Consider the following 16,140-nt stretch of genomic DNA (forward strand, 5'->3'; position numbering starts at 1 on the left):
GCGGGCCTACCGGGAGGTGACGTGCAGCGCCGCGGGGAACGGCGTCGGTGTCTTCGTCTGCCCCGCACCGGTGACGAAGACACCCCGTGGGCCCGGCGCCGCGTCCGCCTGCACGGAGACCAGGATGCGGATGGCCGCCACCGGCCCGGGATAGGTGTTCCCGGGCACCGCGTAGTCCACCGACTTCATGTCCTGCACCTGGACGGTGATGCCGCCCCCGTCGAAGGCCACAGTCGGCAGCGCCGAGATGTCGGGCAGCAGCGCGGTCAGCAACATGGGGACGTTCGTGTCACCGGCCCTCACCGTCGGGGCAATCAGGGTGCTGTTGCTGGCCAGGTTCATGGGCACGCCCATGAAATTGGGCACGTTGGTACCGGCCAGGGCGCTGAACACGCTGGAGTGGAAGAGCTGTAGCGGCTGCGCCAGCTCCGTGGACGGCACGCCCACGCAGTCCTGTACCGGCGCGCGGGATGGCTGCGCCAGCCCCATGCCGGTGATTTGCATGAGGAAGGTCTGCGCCACCTGCCCGGCCCAGCGAATCTTCTGGCCGTTGATGGTGATGTCGGAGACGGTGTAGCGCTTGTTGGGCGGTACCCGGAAGGTGGCGTGCAGGATGTAGTTGCCCGGCATGGGCCTGCCCTCCGGGTCCGTCAGCGACGAGGTGCCTCGGACGATGGTCCAGAACTCCGCCGCGTTCGTCTGGTCCGGCGTCTGGTAGCCAGAGAAGTCTGGCATCTGGATGTAGAGCCCGGGCGGATTGGCCAGGGTGGCCTTGTTCGACGGCCGCTGCGGATTGGGCGGCGCGACGAGCTGATTCACGGACAGCCCGATGTGCGGGTCGCTGTTGCGGGCGGGCTGGCCATACTGCGCGCAGCAGATGAGCGTCTGCGCATGGGAGTTGCCCACGGGACGCGGCACCGTCGCGGCCGACGCGAGCCCGATTTCCGTCTGGAGCGTGTTGGGCGTGCTCGTCAGGTGCATGGCGCCACCCTGGCTCGCCGTAGACACCGGCCCGCTGTTCCACCGGTTGAGCGGGTTGTACGCGGGGCGTCCCGTGGACGGGTCCTCCACCGGCCGTCCCGTGGACGGGTCCAACAGATACAGGTCCTCCAGCGCGATCTGCCGCTTGCCCAGGGTGGAGCGATACAGCTCCAGCACCTTGTTCGGGTCCACCGCCCACAGCGTGTTCCAGTACTCCGGATTCTCACACGTGAAGTCGATGCGGAGGATGTTGCCCTGGCTGTCACGCTCGACGCTCCACTCGCAATATTCGTCCTGCCAGCCCCGGGGGCCGAAGGGGCCGTAGTGGCTCACGTCCCCGGTACAGGGATTGGTGATTTGCGGCAGGTCCGAGAATGGCGTTCCATCCGTCGTCCGGCCCGTGTCCGCCAGGGCCAGCAGGTCCTCCTCCGGCAGCACCAGCCCCTTGGCATTCGTCCCACCCTGCCCGCCGAAGTAGAAACCCAGACGGCCGGGGAACGCATTCCATTGGATGGCGGCGTAGCTCCCCTGCGCCGTGTCCGTCTGCGCGGGGTTGAAATACCAGGTATTGTTGGCGGAGTTGGACATGTTCCACGGGTTGCCCGTGATGCCCTGGTCGGTGAAGCCCGTGAGGTTGAAGTTCCATGCCTCGTTGAGCTTCTTTTGTGCTGTCGGGTCCTCGGGGAAATCAATCTGGTTCGCCGGGGCCAGGAAGCGATGCACGCCATCGGGGGAAGGCTTTGCCATATCATGGGCTCCATTTTCGACAGCCATTGACGTCAACCCTTGTCGTGCATGAATGACTGCCTTTCAAGACACCCCTTCACTTCTCATGAACAAGCGTCCGACAGAAAACCCGACTTCTGGACTAAGGGAAAACCGGGGCGGCCCGCGAGAACAGCTGCAATCACCCGCATCCCCGCACGTACTGCGCGAAATGAAGAGGAGGTCTGAATGAGATGGCTGAGCACGCGCCTCACAGGCGTACTGGTGGCATGGGTGCTGGTGGCACCGCTGGCGGAGGCGGCGAACCGGAAGCAGGAGGTAGACCGGTACATCCATGGGTTCCACCAGAAGGGCATGTTCAACGGAACGGCGCTCGTGGCCACGGAGGGAGGCATCCTCCTCAAGAAGGGCTACGGCTTCGCGAACCTCGAGTGGAAGGTGCCCAACGCGCCGGACACGAAGTTCCGCATCGGCTCCATCACCAAGCCCTTCACGGCGACCGTCATCCTGCAGCTCGTCGCCGAGGGAAAGCTCCAGCTCGATGACCCCATTACGAAGCACCTGCCGGACTACCGGGGCGACACCGGTGGGCGCGTCACCATCACCCACCTGCTGAACCACACCTCCGGCATCCCCAGCTACACGTCCGCCCCCCATTTCCTGGCCGACTCGGTCAACCCCTATGGCGTCGCGGAGTTCGTGAAGAAGTCCTGCAGTGGCGACCTGGAGTTCGAGCCCGGCGCGAAGTACGCGTACAACAACTGCGGCTACTACCTGCTGGGCGCCCTCATCGAGAAGCTCACCGGCCAGACGTATGCGCAGGCCGTGCAGGCGCGCATCTTCGGGCCGCTGGGCATGAAGGACTCCGGCTATGACGTCACCGCCACGGTGCTGCCCAAGCGCGCCAGCGGCTACACGCCCAGGCCGGGCGGGTACGTCAACGCGCCCTACATCGACATGGGCCAGCCCTATGCCGCCGGCTCGCTGTACTCGACGGTGGAGGACCTGTACCGCTGGGACCGGGCCTTCTACGGCGACACGCTGATGCCCGCGGAGCTCAAGCAGAAGATGCTCACCCCGGGCCTTCAGCACTACGGCTTCGGCTGGGCCATTGCCCCCGTGCAACTGCATGACGGCAAGACGAAGCTTCCAGGCATCTTCCACAGCGGCGGCATCAACGGCTTCTCATCCCTGCTGCTCCGCGTGCCCGAGCGCAAGGAGGTCGTCATCCTCCTCGACAACGCCACCCACGGCGACCTCCAGGAGATCGCGGGCGGCGTGCTGAGCATCCTCCATGGCATCGCCCCCCGGCAGGCCCGGATGCCCATCGGCACCGTGATGCTGGAGTCTCTCGGCAAGGGCTCCGCCGCCGAGGCCATCGCCAACTACCGCGCGCTGAAGAAGACGAAGGAAGCCCAGTACGACTTCAGCGAATCGCAGTTGAACAGGGTGGGCTACCACCTCTTGAGCGGCAGGCGCGTGGCGGATGCCATCGAGGTGTTCAAGCTCAACGTGGAGACGTTCCCCAAGGGGGCCAACTGCTACGACAGCCTCGGCGAGGCCTACGCCGCCCACGGCGACAAGGAACAGGCCATCGCGAACTACCGCAAGTCCCTGGAGCTGGACCCCAAGAACGAGAACGCGGTGAAGATGCTCAAGGCGCTCGAGCAGCCCGCCGCGAAGCGGTAGGCCGCGAGCCTTCCGAAGAAAGCACCGTGCCGGGTGCCGCCAGCGTGGGCGGCACCCGGAAGCACGCCAGGGACTACTTCCCCTTGGCCTGCTCCTTCGTCCAGGAGTCCTTCAGCGTCACCGTGCGGTTGAAGACGGGCTTGCCCGGCTTCGAGTCCTTCGGGTCCACGTAGAAGTACCCGGTGCGCTCGAACTGGAAGCGCGACTCCACGGCGGCATCCACCAGCATCGGCTCGACGCGGGCGTCGCGCAGCGTCTGGAGGCTGGTCGGGTTGAGGAACGTGGTGAAGTCCTTGGACTCGTCCGCGTCCGGCGCCTCCACGGAGAAGAGCCGGTCATAGAGGCGGACCTCCGCGACGGGCGCGTTGCCGGGCACCCAGTGCAGCGTGCCCTTCACCTTGCGGCCATCCGGCGCGTTGCCGCCGCGCGTGGCCGGGTCATACGAGCAGCGCAACTCCACCACGTTGCCCGCGGCGTCCTTGATGACCTGCTCGCACTTGATGAAGTACGCCGAGCGCAGCCGCACCTCCTTGCCGGGCGCCAGCCGGAAGAACCCCTTCGGCGGGTCCTCCATGAAGTCGTCCGCCTCGATGTACAGCTCACGCATGAAGGGCACCTGGCGCGTCCCCATCTCCGGCTTCTGCGGATGGTTCTGCACCTCCAGCAGCTCCGTCTGCCCCTCCGGGTAGTTCTCCAGCACCACCTTCAGCGGGCGCATCACCGCCATGGCGCGCGGGGCCGTCTCGTTGAGGTCCTCGCGGATGCACAGCTCCAACAGGCTCATGTCGATGAGCTGCTGCGCCTTGCCCACGCCCACGCGCGTGGCGAAGTCCCGGATGGACGCCGGCGTGAAGCCACGGCGGCGCAGGCCGGTAATCGTCATCATCCGGGGGTCATCCCACCCGGCCACGAAGCCCTCCGTCACCAGCTTGAGCAGCTTGCGCTTGCTCATCACCGTGTAGTTGAGGTTCAGCCGGTTGAACTCGTACTGGTACGGCCGGTCCCCGCTGACGAGGCTGTCGACAATCCAGTCGTACAGCACGCGCCGGTTCTCGAACTCCAGCGTGCAGATGGAGTGGGTGATGCCCTCAATCGCGTCCGACAGGCAGTGCGCGAAGTCGTAGAGCGGGTAGATGGGCCACGCGTCGCCGGTGCGGTGATGGTGCGCGTGACGAATGCGGTAGATGGGCGGGTCGCGCAGCACGGGGTTGGGCGACGCCATGTCGATCTTCGCCCGCAGGGTGTGCTGGCCGTCGGAGAACTCGCCCGCGCGCATGCGGTGGAACATATCCAGGTTCTCCTCCACGGAGCGCTCGCGGTACGGGCTGTTGCGCCCCGGCGTGGTGAAGTCGCCGCGGTACTCGCGAATCTCCTCCGGGGACAGGCTGCACACGTACGCCTTGCCCTGCTTGATGAGCTGCACGGCGAAGTCGTAGAGCTTCGGGAAGTAGTCGGACGCGAAGAACTTCCGGTCCTCCCACTCGAAGCCCAGCCACTTCACGTCACGCTGGATGGCCTCGACGTAGTCGGTGTCCTCGGTGACGGGGTTGGTGTCGTCGAAGCGCAGGTTGCACTTGCCCCCGTATTGCTGCGCCAGCCCGAAGTTGAGGCAGATGGACTTGGCGTGGCCGATGTGGAGGTAGCCGTTGGGCTCAGGCGGGAAGCGGGTATGCACGCGGCCCGCGTACTTTCCCGTCCGCTGGTCTTCCTCGATGATTTCCTGGAGGAAGTTCAGGCCCTGCGTTTCGTTCGTCGTCGTCATGATGGGGGCGAATCCTCGTGAAGCAGCCGGGGGCCGGCAAGGGATTCCTGCTTCGGGTGCCGCCCGGCCGGGCCTCCGGGACGAAGGTGGACGTCCCGAAGCCGTGCAGGGGAACCCCCGAGAGGGCTCATTTCATCCCCCCGTCCGGAAGGCGGGGGACCGGGCCCCTCTCTCTCTGTCAGAGCGACGAGAGCAGGGACTCCCAGGCCTTGAGGGCGCGGTCGGCGGACAGCTCCTCGGAGCGGCGCCGGGCCTTGGCGGACAGGTCGGCCCGGTGCACGTCGTCCTGGACGATTCGCGCCAGGGCGTCCGCCAGCGCCTGGGGCTGCTCCATGGGCACCAGGACGCCGTGCTTGCCGTGCTCCAGCACCTCCGCGGGGCCGGAGGGGCAGTCGGTACTGACCACGGGGCAGCCCAGGGCCAGCGCCTCCAGCAGCACCATGGGCAGCCCCTCGAAGCGCGAGGACAGGGCGAAGGCCGCCGCCCGCCGCATCAGCGCATGGGGGTTGGGCGCGAAGCCCGGCAGGAAGACGGAGTCCTCCACGCCCAGGGATTTCACCAGCGCCTTCAGCTCCGCCTCCAGCGAGCCTTCCCCCAGGATGAGCAGGTGCTGGTCCACCCCGGCCTGGCGCATCAGCGCGTGGCTCCGGATGAGCACGTCGAAGGCCTTCTGGTGCTCCAGCCGGCCCACGGCGATGACCACGGGCTTGCGGAAGATGGGCTCCGCCCAGGCGGGCAGCGGGTGCTCACCGGCGGCGCGCACCCGGTCGCCGTCCACGAAGTTGGGGATGACGTGGAGCTGCTCGGGCCGCACCGGCACCAGGTCCCGGAAGGCCTTCGCGGAGTCGTGGCCGCACGCGACGATGCGGCTCATGCGGGGGTAGAGCCACCGCAGGCCCCAGAGCTGCCGCCGGGGCTGCTCCAGGTGGAAGGCGCCCCAGTCGAAGTGAATCATGCCCACCACGGGCTTGCGCAGCAGCCGCCCCGCCAGGCACGCCAGCAGCGCCGCCCGGCCCTCCTGCCCCGCCACGATGACGTCCACGTCGCGCGCCTCGCGCACCAGCCGCCAGAAGAAGCGCGGCAGCATGTCCCGCCGGTACTCGAAGGCGTCGGTGCCCCACACCACCTCGGTGCGCTGCGGAATCCGGTCGCTCTGACTCTTCGGATGGGGCCGGTGGTGGAAGAACATCTTCGTGTCGAACCGGCCGGGGTCCAGCCCCGTCAGCACGTTGCACACGGAGCGTTCGATGCCGCCCGAGCCCAGGAACACCAGCGTGAACAGCACCCGCTTCCGAGCGGCTACTGGAGGCGCCTCGCCCTGTGTCGTTACGAGCATCACCCGCACTCTCACGTGCTTCGAGACACCGCGGTCCAGGACCTTCGGAGTGACAGGACTCCCCCCGGCTCCAACCTGACCCACCTGCGGTGTAACCAACTTGCATTCGCTCCGCCACCCCCCCGGCTCAGCTAGGGTTCGCTTTATTCCAAGCCAATCCCAGATATCCGTGAAAACACGCACTCAATTCCGCTGTCTCATGGCGCTGGCGCCCCTCTGCGTGCTGCTCGCCGCGGCGGGATATCTCGTGGTGAACGGTCATCGCATTGGCCAGGGCCTGCTGCATCCGCCGCCCATTCCGGTGACTCGTCCCCCGGCAGAGCCGGCGTTGTCGCCACTGGAGGACGTGGCCTTCACCACGTCCGACGGGGTGCCGCTCCAGGGTTGGTACGTGCCCTCCCGCAACCGCGCCGCGGTGGTGCTGGTACACGGCTTCGCGGACAGCCGCGCGCAGTTGCTCTTCGAGGCCCGGACGCTCGCGGGCGCGGGCTACGGTGTGTTGCTCTTTGATTTGCGCGCGCACGGCGAGAGCGGCGGCGACACGGTGACGTGGGGAGACCGGGAGCGGCGCGACGTGACGGCGGCGCTGGATTTCGTCTCACGGCGCCCGGACGTGGACCCGGGACGGTTGGGCCTCTTCGGCTTCTCCATGGGCGGCACCACGTCGCTCCTGGTCGCCAGCGAGGACGCGCGGGTGAAGGCGGTGGCCGCCGCGGGGGCCTATCCCGCGCTGGAGGCAGACATCTACGCGGGCTATGGCCGCTGGGGTGCGATGAGCGCGGAGCCGGTGCTGTGGACCCTGCGCCGCGCGGGCGTGACGGTGGACGCGGTGCGCCCCATTGACGGGATGTGCCGGCTGGGCGGCCGGCCGCTGCTGCTGGTCAACGGCGACGTGGACCCGGACGCGCCCGCGAAGCTCCAGGCCAGCCTCTTCCAGGCCGCGTGCGAACCCAAGTCACTCTGGGTCGTCCAGGGCGCGGGCCATGGCCAGTACGCGCGCGTGGCGCCGGAGGAATACGCGCGCCGGCTGCTCCAGCACTTCGGCGCGGCGCTCCAGGCCCTGCCTCAAGCCTCCTCGGGCGGCGTCACCCAGTGAGGCGCCGCGTCCAGCGCGGGCCGCTCCTCCAGCAGTTCGTGCGGGCGGAAGGCGCCCTTGTAGCGCAGGGACGCGCAGGCCAGCACGCGGTAGCCCAGGTAGACGTGGGGGATGCCCCGCGCCTTCGCCAGCTCCACCTGGTGCAGCACGTTGGCCGTGCCCAGCGACAGGTGCGCGTAGGCGGGGTCGTAGAAGAAATACACGGCGCTCCAGGCGCGCGGCGTCTCGTCGCAGATGCCCACGCCCACCAGCCTGGACCCGCCCTCCGCGCCGTCGTCGTACCACGCCACCTCGCGCGCGGACGGGTGCGGATAGGAGAACTGGAGCGAGTACTCGCGCGCGGTGATGGGTGACGGCTCCCATTCGCGCTTGGTCTCGCGCTCCGAATGCCACTGGAGATACAGCGCCAGCCGCGCGTCATCCACACGCGGCGGCCCCACCTCCACGCGCAGGTGCGCGCACGCGGCACGCGCGCGGCGCTGGCTGCGGTTGGGCCGGAAGCCCTCCACGGGGATGCGCAATGACACGCAGGCATTGCAGCCCACGCAGGCCGGCCGGAAGTACACCAGGCCGAAGCGGCGCCAGCCTCGCACCAGCAGGTGCTCGTACTCCTCCGGCGTGACGTCCTCCAGCACGAGGTTTTCGAGCGAGGCCTCCCGCTCCGGCAGGTAGCTGCAGGCCCGGGGCTTCTCGACTTCGTGTGCCAGGAGGAACGCCATGTGTGGCCTGTTCCTGTCGCGACCGTCGTCCGGCGTCAAGTCTGACCCGGTGCCCCGAAGCCACCACTTCCGGGCGAGCCCCCGCTTCTCAGAGGGAAAAACGTCGTCCGCGGCACGCCCGTCTGCTCAGCCGGCAGGCTGGCATGACGTCTGCACAACCAACGGCCAGCCTCGCGGAGTCGAGGCAGGAGGATGACCATGGCCCGCCACCGCACACAGCCTTCGCTGAACCGCCTGTCGCATTGGGATTTCGGTCGAGCGGACAGGCAGGTCCGTGCGGCCACTGGCAGCCATGACTGGGTGGTGGTGAGCACCACCTCCCCCTCGCGTCCGAGTGGGAACCGCCCGAATTCGGACATTCCTGTCCTACTTGCGGCGGTCCGGGCACAGGTCGAGTGCGACCCAGAAGCGGAGCATGGAGTGGATTTCGACCTGGAGTTCGCGAGCTACTGATGTGACGGGGTGGCGCGCGGGCGTGCGGCTTCTCAGGCGTGGCCGCCAACGCGTATAAGTCCGCTATGTCCGTCATTGACGTCTCGGTGGTGATGCCCACCCACAAGCGGGAGAAGGAAGTGGTGGAGGCCATCCGCTCGGTCCTCCGCCAGGAAGGGGTGAACGTCGAGGTCCTCGTCCTGGACGATACGCCCGAGGGCACGGCGCGCGAGGCGGTGGAAGGGCTGAAGGACGAGCGGGTCCGCTACCTGGTGAACGACCCACCGTCGAAGGGCCGCCCGGCCGTGGTGCGCAACCACGGCGCCACGCTGGCCCGCGGGCGCTACCTGCACTTCCTGGATGACGACGACATGCTCGCCGAGGGCGCGCTGCACGCCATGGTGAGCGCGCTGGACGCGCGGCCGGACGCGGGCGTGGCGGTGGGCTGGGTGGTGCCCTTCGGCGACGACGCGGACTGGCTCAAGGACAAGAGCGAGTACTTCGAGTGGGCCGCCCAGGTGGGCGCCAGCACGCCCAACAGCGCGTGGACGGTGGCCCACATCCTCTTCCGAGGCACGCTGTATGTGAACTCCGCGTGCATGGTGCGCCGCGAGCACTTCGCCCCGCTGGGCGGCTTCGACGCCACCATCCCCGTCTACGAGGACGTGGACTTCTACCTGCGCGGCATCCGCGCGTTCGGCCACGTCTACGTCAACCGACCCATCCTGCACTACCGCACTGGCCGGCCATCGCTGATGCACAACCTGGGCAAGGACGGCACGCTGGTGGTGCAGTCCAACGAGATGATTCACGGCAAGTACCGCAAGACGAACGGCATGCTGGAGTACCGCCTCATGCAAGCCGCCCTGCGGGTGCTGCCCTTCGAGGTGGCCCGCCGTCTGCCGCTGCGCCTGCGCAACCAGGGCCGCGCGTCATGAGCCTCAAGAGCCGGCTTCTCGGGACGGCCAGGCGCCAGGTGAAGCAGACGCTGCGCCCGGTGCTCCAGCGGGCCATGGCCCCCGCGCGCAACCACATTCCCGCCTCGCACTGGGGCCTGCGGGACGTGCCTGGCCAGGGCCTGAGCCTGGAGGGTGTCCCGCTGGCGCAACTGGTGGAGCGCTGGGGCTCGCCGCTGCACGTGGTGCACATGGCGGCGCTGCGCCGCAACGCGGAGCGCTTCCTCGCGGTGCCGCCGGGGCGCACGGGCGGCTGTGAAGTCTATTACTCGTACAAGACGAACCCGGTGCCCGGCGTGCTGTCCTTCCTGCACGGCCTGGGCGTGGGCGCGGAGGTCATCTCCGCCTATGAGATGTGGCTGGCGCTGAAGCTGGGCGTGCCCCCGGAGCGCATCGTCTACAACGGCCCGGTGAAGTCGGAGGCCTCCGTGCGCGAGGCCATCTCCCGGGGCATCCAGTTGCTGGCCGCCAACCACGCGGAGGAGATTGCCGTCTTCGCCCGGCTGGCCGCGGAGCTGGACCGCCGCCCGCGCGTCGCCGTGCGGGTGACGACGAACAGCGGCTGGTCCGCGCAGTTCGGCACGCCCATCGCGGGAGGCGCCGCGCTGAGGGCCTACCAGCAGGCGCGCGGCTCGAAGCACCTGAACGTGGTGGGCCTGCACGCGCACCGGGGAGAAACCATCCGCACGGAGGGCGACTTCACGGCCTTCGTGGAGTCGGTGCTCGATTTCACGGACACGCTGCACCAGGAGCTGGGACTGGACTTGGAGGTGCTCGATTTGGGCGGCAGCCTCAACACGCCCACCGTCGAGCACATCGCCGAGCGCGACTGGCGCCTCAACCTCACCTTCTTCCGCGACGTGCCCGCGCCCGACCCGGCGGCGTCGCTGTCCATCGACCGCTACGTGGCGCTGGCGGTGGAGATGGTGGAGACGCACTACGCGCGGCGCGGCCGTCAGCGCCCCCGCATCTTCCTGGAGCCGGGCCGCGCCATGACGGGCGACACGCAGCTCTTGCTGGGCCGCGTGCACGCGCTCAAGTCGGGGGAAGACAGGACGTGGGCGGTGCTGGACGCCGGCATCAACCATGCCGAGTGCGTGCGCAACGAGTACCACCAGCTCTTCCACGTGAACCGGCCGGACGCGCCGGCCGACAAGGTCTACACGGTGGTGGGCCCCATCTGCACGCCGGGCGACACGCTCTACCACGCGAAGCGGCTGCCCGACCTGCGCGTGGGAGACACGCTGGCCATCATGGACGCGGGCGCCTACTTCGTGCCCTTCGCCACGTCCTTCTCCTATCCCCAGCCGGCCATCATCGCGCTGGAGGACGGGAAGGAGCGGCTGCTGCGGCGCGCGGAGACGTTCGATGACCTGGTGACGTTCGACGCGCCAGACAGCCGCGCCGCGCTCACCGGTTGAGCACCATCATCCGGATGAAGGCCCGGGGGTGGCGCGCGGAGCCGTAGAGAATCTGCGCCACCTCCACCGCGGTGGGCATCAGGTCATCCGAGTCGATGAGCGGGTCCACCGCCACATCCCGGTGTGACGCCAGCCAGCTCCGCCACTGGCGGGCCTCGTCCTCCGGCAGCGCACCGGACAGCCGCTGGAGGTTGAGCAGCATCTCCAGCGCGATGCGGTTGCAGAACACCTCGCCGTTGCCGCGCCAGTCACGCGCGGCCTGCAGCTCGCGGCGCAGGGCGTCCCGGTCCCCCAGCGCGGCGTGGTAGGCCAAGAGCGGCAGCGGCAGGCCCCGGGCGATGTCGAAGCCCATCTGCCCGTAGTAGCGGGGGTTGAAGTCGATGAGGAGGAAGTCGTCCTTCGTCTGGATGAACTCCACCTCGAAGACGCCGTGGTAGCCCAGGCGCTTGCACAGACGCTGGAGCCCCGCAGCCAGCTCCTCGCGCACCGGGGCGGATTCGAAGCACACGCCCACGCCCAGCCGCCGCGGACGCTGGAGCACCTTCATGGCGCCGCGCACCTCGAACAGCTCGCCCGTCTCGTCCACGAAGCCGGAGAGGCTGTAGATGCCCTCCGCCGCCTCCGGGTGGAACTCCTGCACCATGGGGCGCGACACCGCGGGGTCGAAGCGCACCAGCATGGGCGCGTACCCGTCTCGCGAGAAGGCGCGGTACTCCTCCGCGAGCTGCTCGGGCGCCTGCACCGGCTGCCCCTTGCGGTGGGTGGAATAGAGAATCTGCGTGGTGGGCTTGATGAGGACCGGGAAGCGCGCCTCGCGGGACACCACGTTCAGGTCCGCTTCTGATTCGGGGAACCAGGTGCGCGGCAGCTTCAGGCCCACCGCCTGGCCCACCTCGAAGAGCTTGCGCTTGTTGAGCAGGCCGTAGACGGCGTCGACGCCCGGGTCGTAGAGGTGGAAGTACTCCGACAGCGCCTCGCGGTGGACGGACACCAGCCACGCCAGCTCATCGCTCGTCGGATAAAGCACGTGCCGCATCGGCTCGCGGCGGCCCAGGTCCATCAGCCACTCGATGAAGGCCTCGGCCTGGGACTCCGGAGGACACTGCACGCGGCGGCCCACGAAGCGAGACCAGCTCGCGGGCCCCAGCTTGCCGGGGTCCGCCACCGTGACGTCAATGCCATTGCGTCCGAAGCAACGCGCGGCCGCGAGCGTGCCGTAGAAGCCCGCGGAGAAGAGCAGCACGGACGGACGGCCCTCCATTCGAACCTGGGGTGCCTGCTCCAACATGACGGTGTCGTTCTCCCGCTGCGTTCCCGGCACGCCTCACGCGAAGGAGAGGAGGTGCCGTTTCAAGTCCTGGTCGCGCGAAGGATAACCGCACGCCACCCCACTTGGCTTCTCTCGGCTGCGCCCTCTCCTTCAGCCGTCAAAAACAGACGCCCCCCTTGGGCCTCCAAACAACGTAACCCTGGGACAAGAGCCACGGGTCGGTCGCCACTCCCTCCATGCGTGCGGAGAGCCCCAGCGCGGCTTCGCGAAACGCATCGGGTGGGTGCGTATGGCCCAGGGTCCGCGCCTGCTGCCAGGCGGCGCTCCATGCGGAGAAGAAGTCATGGATGGGCTCACCCGGACGTACCCGGCGGCGCAAGTCCCGGGGCAGCCAGTCCCGGAAGAGCATGGGCGCGAAGCCCAGGCTGAAGTCGGTGTGGAACAGGAGCGCTTCGCGCAGCGGCAGCTCCGCGCCCTCCCCAACGCCGCGGCGCAGCAGGTGCGCGGCCATCACCGCGCCCGTCGCGTCCGCGCTCCCCTCCACCAGCAGGCCCGACGGCAGCAGGTAGCGGGCCAGGGTGCGGTGCACCTCGGGGACACGCTCGGGGGGGCCCTGACGGAGCAGGTTCATGGCCCGCACCAGCCGGGCGGGCTCGTCGGGACGCAGGGGCAGCGCGAAGCCGCCCTCGCGGAAGGACGTGCGGGCATCCGCGTCCGCCTGCGCCGCCCGCGCGCGCTCCGCGTCCAGCTCCACACCCACCACGGCGAGCTCCGGGTTGAGCGCGCGAAAGGCCTGGGCACTCTCCAGCGTCGTCCACGGGTGCTCGCCGAACCCCACGTCGACGAAGACGGCGTGTGCCCAGGGCCCGTCACGGCGTTCGAGCAACGGGCGCTCGAAGCGGCACAGGAACGCGTCCAGCGCGCGCAGGCGCCCGCGCGACGTCCGTCCCCGTGTCTTCGTGTCCAGCGATGGCATGGTGCGCTCTTGGGTGAGTCTGACGTGGCCGTCAAGCCCACCCCGCCCCATCCCCCCCTGATTTTCGCCGGATGCGGCGGCCTCCTAGAGTGGGACTACCGTGGAAGCCTCGTCCCCCCAGGCCTGCCCCCGTTGCCAGTCACCTCGCGCCGCCGGGCCGGAGTGCCCCCGCTGCGGCATCATCTACGCCAAGGCGGAGGCTCGGGCGGCGCGGCAGCGCGAGGAAGCCCCCGCAGTGGCGCCCGAGGAACCACCGCCACTCGTTGACCCCGCATGGCTGGCGACGCCCGACCTGCGCCCGGACGTGCTGCCACCGGAGACCCCCGCCTGGGACGGCGACGCCGAGGAGGCCGCGTTCGAGCACCGCCTGCGCACCTGGGCCATCCCCGTGGCACTCGTCGTGTCCTACGTGGCGCTGAACGGCAACTTCAGCGGCTTCGCGGCCCGGCTCATCACCATGCCGTTCCATGAACTGGGCCACGCCATGACGGCCTGGTTCTGCGGCCGGTCCGCGTTCCCCACGCTGTGGAAGACGGCCATCTTCGGCCGCTCCTACGTCCTCGCGCTGCTACTCGCCGCGGCGCTGGGCGCGTGGGCGTGGTGGGGGTGGAGGCGCCGCCAGTGGCTGTGGGTGGCCTGCGGCGCGAGCCTGCTGGCACTTCAAGCCGTGGGCACGCTGCTGCTGTCGCCGCAGACGGTGGACATGCTCATCACCTTCAACGGCGATGGCGGGATGATGGTGCTGGGCACGGTGATGATGCTGACCATCTACGCCCCGGTGGGCAGCTACCTCCACAAGCAGGCCCTGCGCTGGGGCTTCCTGGGGCTCGGTGCGCTGTCGCTCGTGGACGGCCTCCTCACGTGGTGGAGGTCGAAGATGGACTTCAACGCCATCCCCTTCGGAAGGATGGAAGGAGTGGGCCTGAGCGACGCCAGCAAGCTGGTGGGGATGCCCCACAACTGGGGCGAGCACCAGCTCATCGGCAGGTACCTGACGGTGGCCACCGCGTGCTTCGCGGTGGTCGCCGGGGTGTACGTGGTGCAGTTCGTGCGAGGCCGGGCCCGGCTCGCCGCGCGCTGAGTCCCCGCGCGGCGGACGCGTCACGCCGCGTCGCCGAAGGGCCACACGAAGCCAGGGTGGCGCACCACCTCCGGTGTCCTCGCGCCCTTCCAGCGCAGCGACTCTCCCGGCCGCAGCACCAGGGGCCTGGGAACGTCCTTCATCTTCCGCCGGACCTCGGCGAGCCGCTCCGGATAGGGGTCCGCGTCCGGGTTCTCATCCAGGTGACTGGCGCCGCTCACGGGCTCTCCGGGGTAGCCCGCGTAGCGAGGCCCCATGCCCTCGCGCCAGTACCAGGGCGCCCCGCCATCCGCGCAGGGCACCACGTAGCGCGCGCCCAGCAAGGCGCCATAGCGCAGCGCCTCCTCTGGCCCGGCCATGAGCCGCTGTGGCGCCTTCAGCATGGCGCGGGGGACGTTGACCAGGAACGCCTCCAGCGTGGTGAAGCCAAAGAAGATGGGCGCCAGCCGGAAGCCGCGGACGCCGCAGAAGAGCACGTCCACTGGCGCCTCGCGGCGCACGCGCCGGCACACCGCCGCCATGTCTCCGCGCACGTCGTGCCCCGAGTCCGCGAAGAACGCCGCGGAGAATCCGGGCGCCCGCACCAGCCACGCGTTCCCCTCATTGAAGAGGTCCGGGTACGGGCCTTCTCCATCCGTGGGCTGCTCGCCGTAGAACGGCAGCGCGCGCACGGTGACGTCGCCCACCTGCCGGGACTCGCCCCAGCGCAAGGGCTCCACGCGCGTGAAGCCCAGCTGCGCCAGCCGCAGGGCACAGTCCGTGGAGAAGAGACTCTCACGCGCCACCGCCGGCACGAAGATGCGCGTGTCGCGGGGCAACTGGAGCAATGAGCCCAGGTGGAAGTGGTCCCCATGTGAATGGGTGATGACCACCGCGTCCACGCGTCCCACGTCGCGGGGCTGCATCGGCGGATAGCCCGGCGCGTCCACCTCGCCCTCGGGCCGGAAGTACGGGTCCACCAGCACGCGTCCCTCGCGGCCCGCGACCAGCACCGTGTTGTGCCCCACGAAGAGCGCGCCGGGCGAGGGCACGTCCACGGGCGCTTCATGGCGCACGAGCCAGCCCGCCTGCCCCAGGTCCGCCACCAACTCCGCCAGCACGGGCAGCGCCGCGAAGGCCCGAAGCTCCGCGCGCGTGGCGCCGCGCGCGAGCGCCGCGAAGAAGTCCGCCACGGCGGGCCACTCGGACGCACGCACGGGTACATCCAGGCCCAGTTCCTCCTGGCGAAGGTGCAGCACGCGCGGCCGGTGTCGCGTGGCCACCGGGAACAACACGTCGGGACGCAACACGCGTCGGCCCATGCGCCGCTGCTTGCCCACGCACAGCGCGGCATAGCGCGGGGTGTCTTCCAGCCAACGCACCAGCGCCTCCGCATCGTGCAGCGCGCCCTCGCGCCCCAGCGTGGCGACGTGCCGCTTCAGTGGGAGAAAGGCCCGGCGGACAGGACGCGCGGTGGGGCCCTGAATGCTACAGCCCAGGTCCGCGTGGTGGTCGTCCTCCGTCCGGGCCGAGGCAAGCACAGCCAGACTGACGCCCCGGTTCAGGGTGAATTGCATGACGGCGGATGTTGCCACGCGTCACGCGCGGTGCGGCGTTTCTCCAACGTTCGGGCGAGCGGGCGGCCCGTCCCCCTCACCCGACGGCCCAGGTTGTGACCTGTCTCTAATACACATCTCCGAGCCCACGAGACGCTCA

General features: G+C 69.3%; 12 protein-coding genes. 5 read left to right on the plus strand and 7 right to left on the minus strand.

Annotated elements, in window-relative coordinates; translation table 11 throughout:
- Positions 1 to 6: 6 nt before the first annotated feature.
- A complete protein-coding gene (locus tag FL344_RS29210) occupies positions 7 to 1,728 on the minus strand; it encodes a hypothetical protein (RefSeq protein WP_141620852.1) in 1,722 nt (573 codons plus the stop codon).
- 207 nt (positions 1,729 to 1,935) lie between these two features.
- Between FL344_RS29210 and FL344_RS29215 the strand changes: the two genes are divergently transcribed.
- Positions 1,936 to 3,396 (plus strand): serine hydrolase, encoded by a 1,461-nt coding sequence (locus FL344_RS29215; RefSeq protein ID WP_141620853.1) that lies wholly within the window; start codon positions 1,936 to 1,938, stop codon positions 3,394 to 3,396.
- A 73-nt stretch (positions 3,397 to 3,469) separates the two neighbouring features.
- On the opposite strand, the gene FL344_RS29220 is transcribed toward FL344_RS29215, so the two are convergent.
- Positions 3,470 to 5,158: a glutamine--tRNA ligase/YqeY domain fusion protein gene (locus FL344_RS29220; RefSeq protein WP_141620854.1), complete on the minus strand. Its 1,689-nt coding sequence runs from the start codon at positions 5,156 to 5,158 to the stop codon at positions 3,470 to 3,472.
- A gap of 178 nt (positions 5,159 to 5,336) precedes the next feature.
- Positions 5,337 to 6,494: a glycosyltransferase gene (locus FL344_RS29225; protein ID WP_141591265.1), complete on the minus strand. Its 1,158-nt coding sequence runs from the start codon at positions 6,492 to 6,494 to the stop codon at positions 5,337 to 5,339.
- Between the two features lie 199 nt (positions 6,495 to 6,693).
- Between FL344_RS29225 and FL344_RS29230 the strand changes: the two genes are divergently transcribed.
- Positions 6,694 to 7,590 (plus strand): alpha/beta hydrolase, encoded by an 897-nt coding sequence (locus FL344_RS29230; RefSeq protein ID WP_141620855.1) that lies wholly within the window; start codon positions 6,694 to 6,696, stop codon positions 7,588 to 7,590.
- Here FL344_RS29230 and FL344_RS29235 read toward each other — a convergent pair.
- Entirely contained in the window at positions 7,560 to 8,309 is a 750-nt protein-coding gene (locus FL344_RS29235) for an arginyltransferase (RefSeq protein WP_141620856.1), read from the minus strand. The genes FL344_RS29230 and FL344_RS29235 overlap by 31 nt on opposite strands.
- A 518-nt stretch (positions 8,310 to 8,827) precedes the next feature.
- Here FL344_RS29235 and FL344_RS29240 point away from each other — a divergent pair.
- Together FL344_RS29240 and FL344_RS29245 are read left to right on the plus strand one after the other, a co-directional pair.
- Entirely contained in the window at positions 8,828 to 9,679 is an 852-nt protein-coding gene (locus FL344_RS29240) for a glycosyltransferase family 2 protein (protein WP_171443547.1), read from the plus strand.
- The gene (locus tag FL344_RS29245) at positions 9,676 to 11,118 is read left to right on the plus strand and encodes a pyridoxal-dependent decarboxylase (protein ID WP_141620858.1); all 1,443 of its coding nucleotides are present in this window, start codon (positions 9,676 to 9,678) and stop codon (positions 11,116 to 11,118) included. Before FL344_RS29240 ends, FL344_RS29245 begins: the two co-directional genes overlap by 4 nt.
- On the opposite strand, the gene FL344_RS29250 is transcribed toward FL344_RS29245, so the two are convergent.
- On the minus strand, positions 11,108 to 12,406 hold the full coding sequence (locus tag FL344_RS29250) for a carbamoyl-phosphate synthase (protein ID WP_141591310.1): 1,299 nt from the start codon (positions 12,404 to 12,406) through the stop codon (positions 11,108 to 11,110). The genes FL344_RS29245 and FL344_RS29250 overlap by 11 nt on opposite strands.
- A gap of 139 nt (positions 12,407 to 12,545) precedes the next feature.
- Entirely contained in the window at positions 12,546 to 13,364 is an 819-nt protein-coding gene (locus tag FL344_RS29255) for a YdcF family protein (RefSeq protein ID WP_141620859.1), read from the minus strand.
- A 100-nt stretch (positions 13,365 to 13,464) separates the two neighbouring features.
- On the opposite strand from FL344_RS29255, the gene FL344_RS29260 reads away from it, so the two are divergent.
- A complete protein-coding gene (locus FL344_RS29260) occupies positions 13,465 to 14,445 on the plus strand; it encodes a hypothetical protein (RefSeq protein ID WP_141620860.1) in 981 nt (326 codons plus the stop codon).
- A 20-nt stretch (positions 14,446 to 14,465) separates the two neighbouring features.
- On the opposite strand, the gene FL344_RS29265 is transcribed toward FL344_RS29260, so the two are convergent.
- A complete protein-coding gene (locus FL344_RS29265; protein ID WP_194863300.1) occupies positions 14,466 to 16,001 on the minus strand; it encodes an MBL fold metallo-hydrolase in 1,536 nt (511 codons plus the stop codon).
- Positions 16,002 to 16,140 lie beyond the last annotated feature (139 nt).

The sequence above is a fragment of the Myxococcus sp. AB036A genome, from assembly GCF_006547355.1.
In the GTDB taxonomy this organism is placed as follows: Bacteria; Myxococcota; Myxococcia; order Myxococcales; family Myxococcaceae; genus Myxococcus; species Myxococcus virescens.

Bases quoted from the DNA above. Each gene is read 5' to 3' on its own strand.
- FL344_RS29210 (WP_141620852.1), bottom strand. From the start codon at position 1,728: ATGGCAAAGCCTTCCCCCGATGGCGTGCATCGCTTCCTGGCCCCGGCG.
- FL344_RS29215 (WP_141620853.1), top strand. From the start codon at position 1,936: ATGAGATGGCTGAGCACGCGCCTCACAGGCGTACTGGTGGCATGGGTG.
- FL344_RS29220 (WP_141620854.1), bottom strand. From the start codon at position 5,158: ATGACGACGACGAACGAAACGCAGGGCCTGAACTTCCTCCAGGAAATC.
- FL344_RS29225 (WP_141591265.1), bottom strand. From the start codon at position 6,494: ATGCTCGTAACGACACAGGGCGAGGCGCCTCCAGTAGCCGCTCGGAAG.
- FL344_RS29230 (WP_141620855.1), top strand. From the start codon at position 6,694: ATGGCGCTGGCGCCCCTCTGCGTGCTGCTCGCCGCGGCGGGATATCTC.
- FL344_RS29235 (WP_141620856.1), bottom strand. From the start codon at position 8,309: ATGGCGTTCCTCCTGGCACACGAAGTCGAGAAGCCCCGGGCCTGCAGC.
- FL344_RS29240 (WP_171443547.1), top strand. From the start codon at position 8,828: ATGTCCGTCATTGACGTCTCGGTGGTGATGCCCACCCACAAGCGGGAG.
- FL344_RS29245 (WP_141620858.1), top strand. From the start codon at position 9,676: ATGAGCCTCAAGAGCCGGCTTCTCGGGACGGCCAGGCGCCAGGTGAAG.
- FL344_RS29250 (WP_141591310.1), bottom strand. From the start codon at position 12,406: ATGTTGGAGCAGGCACCCCAGGTTCGAATGGAGGGCCGTCCGTCCGTG.
- FL344_RS29255 (WP_141620859.1), bottom strand. From the start codon at position 13,364: ATGCCATCGCTGGACACGAAGACACGGGGACGGACGTCGCGCGGGCGC.
- FL344_RS29265 (WP_194863300.1), bottom strand. From the start codon at position 16,001: ATGCAATTCACCCTGAACCGGGGCGTCAGTCTGGCTGTGCTTGCCTCG.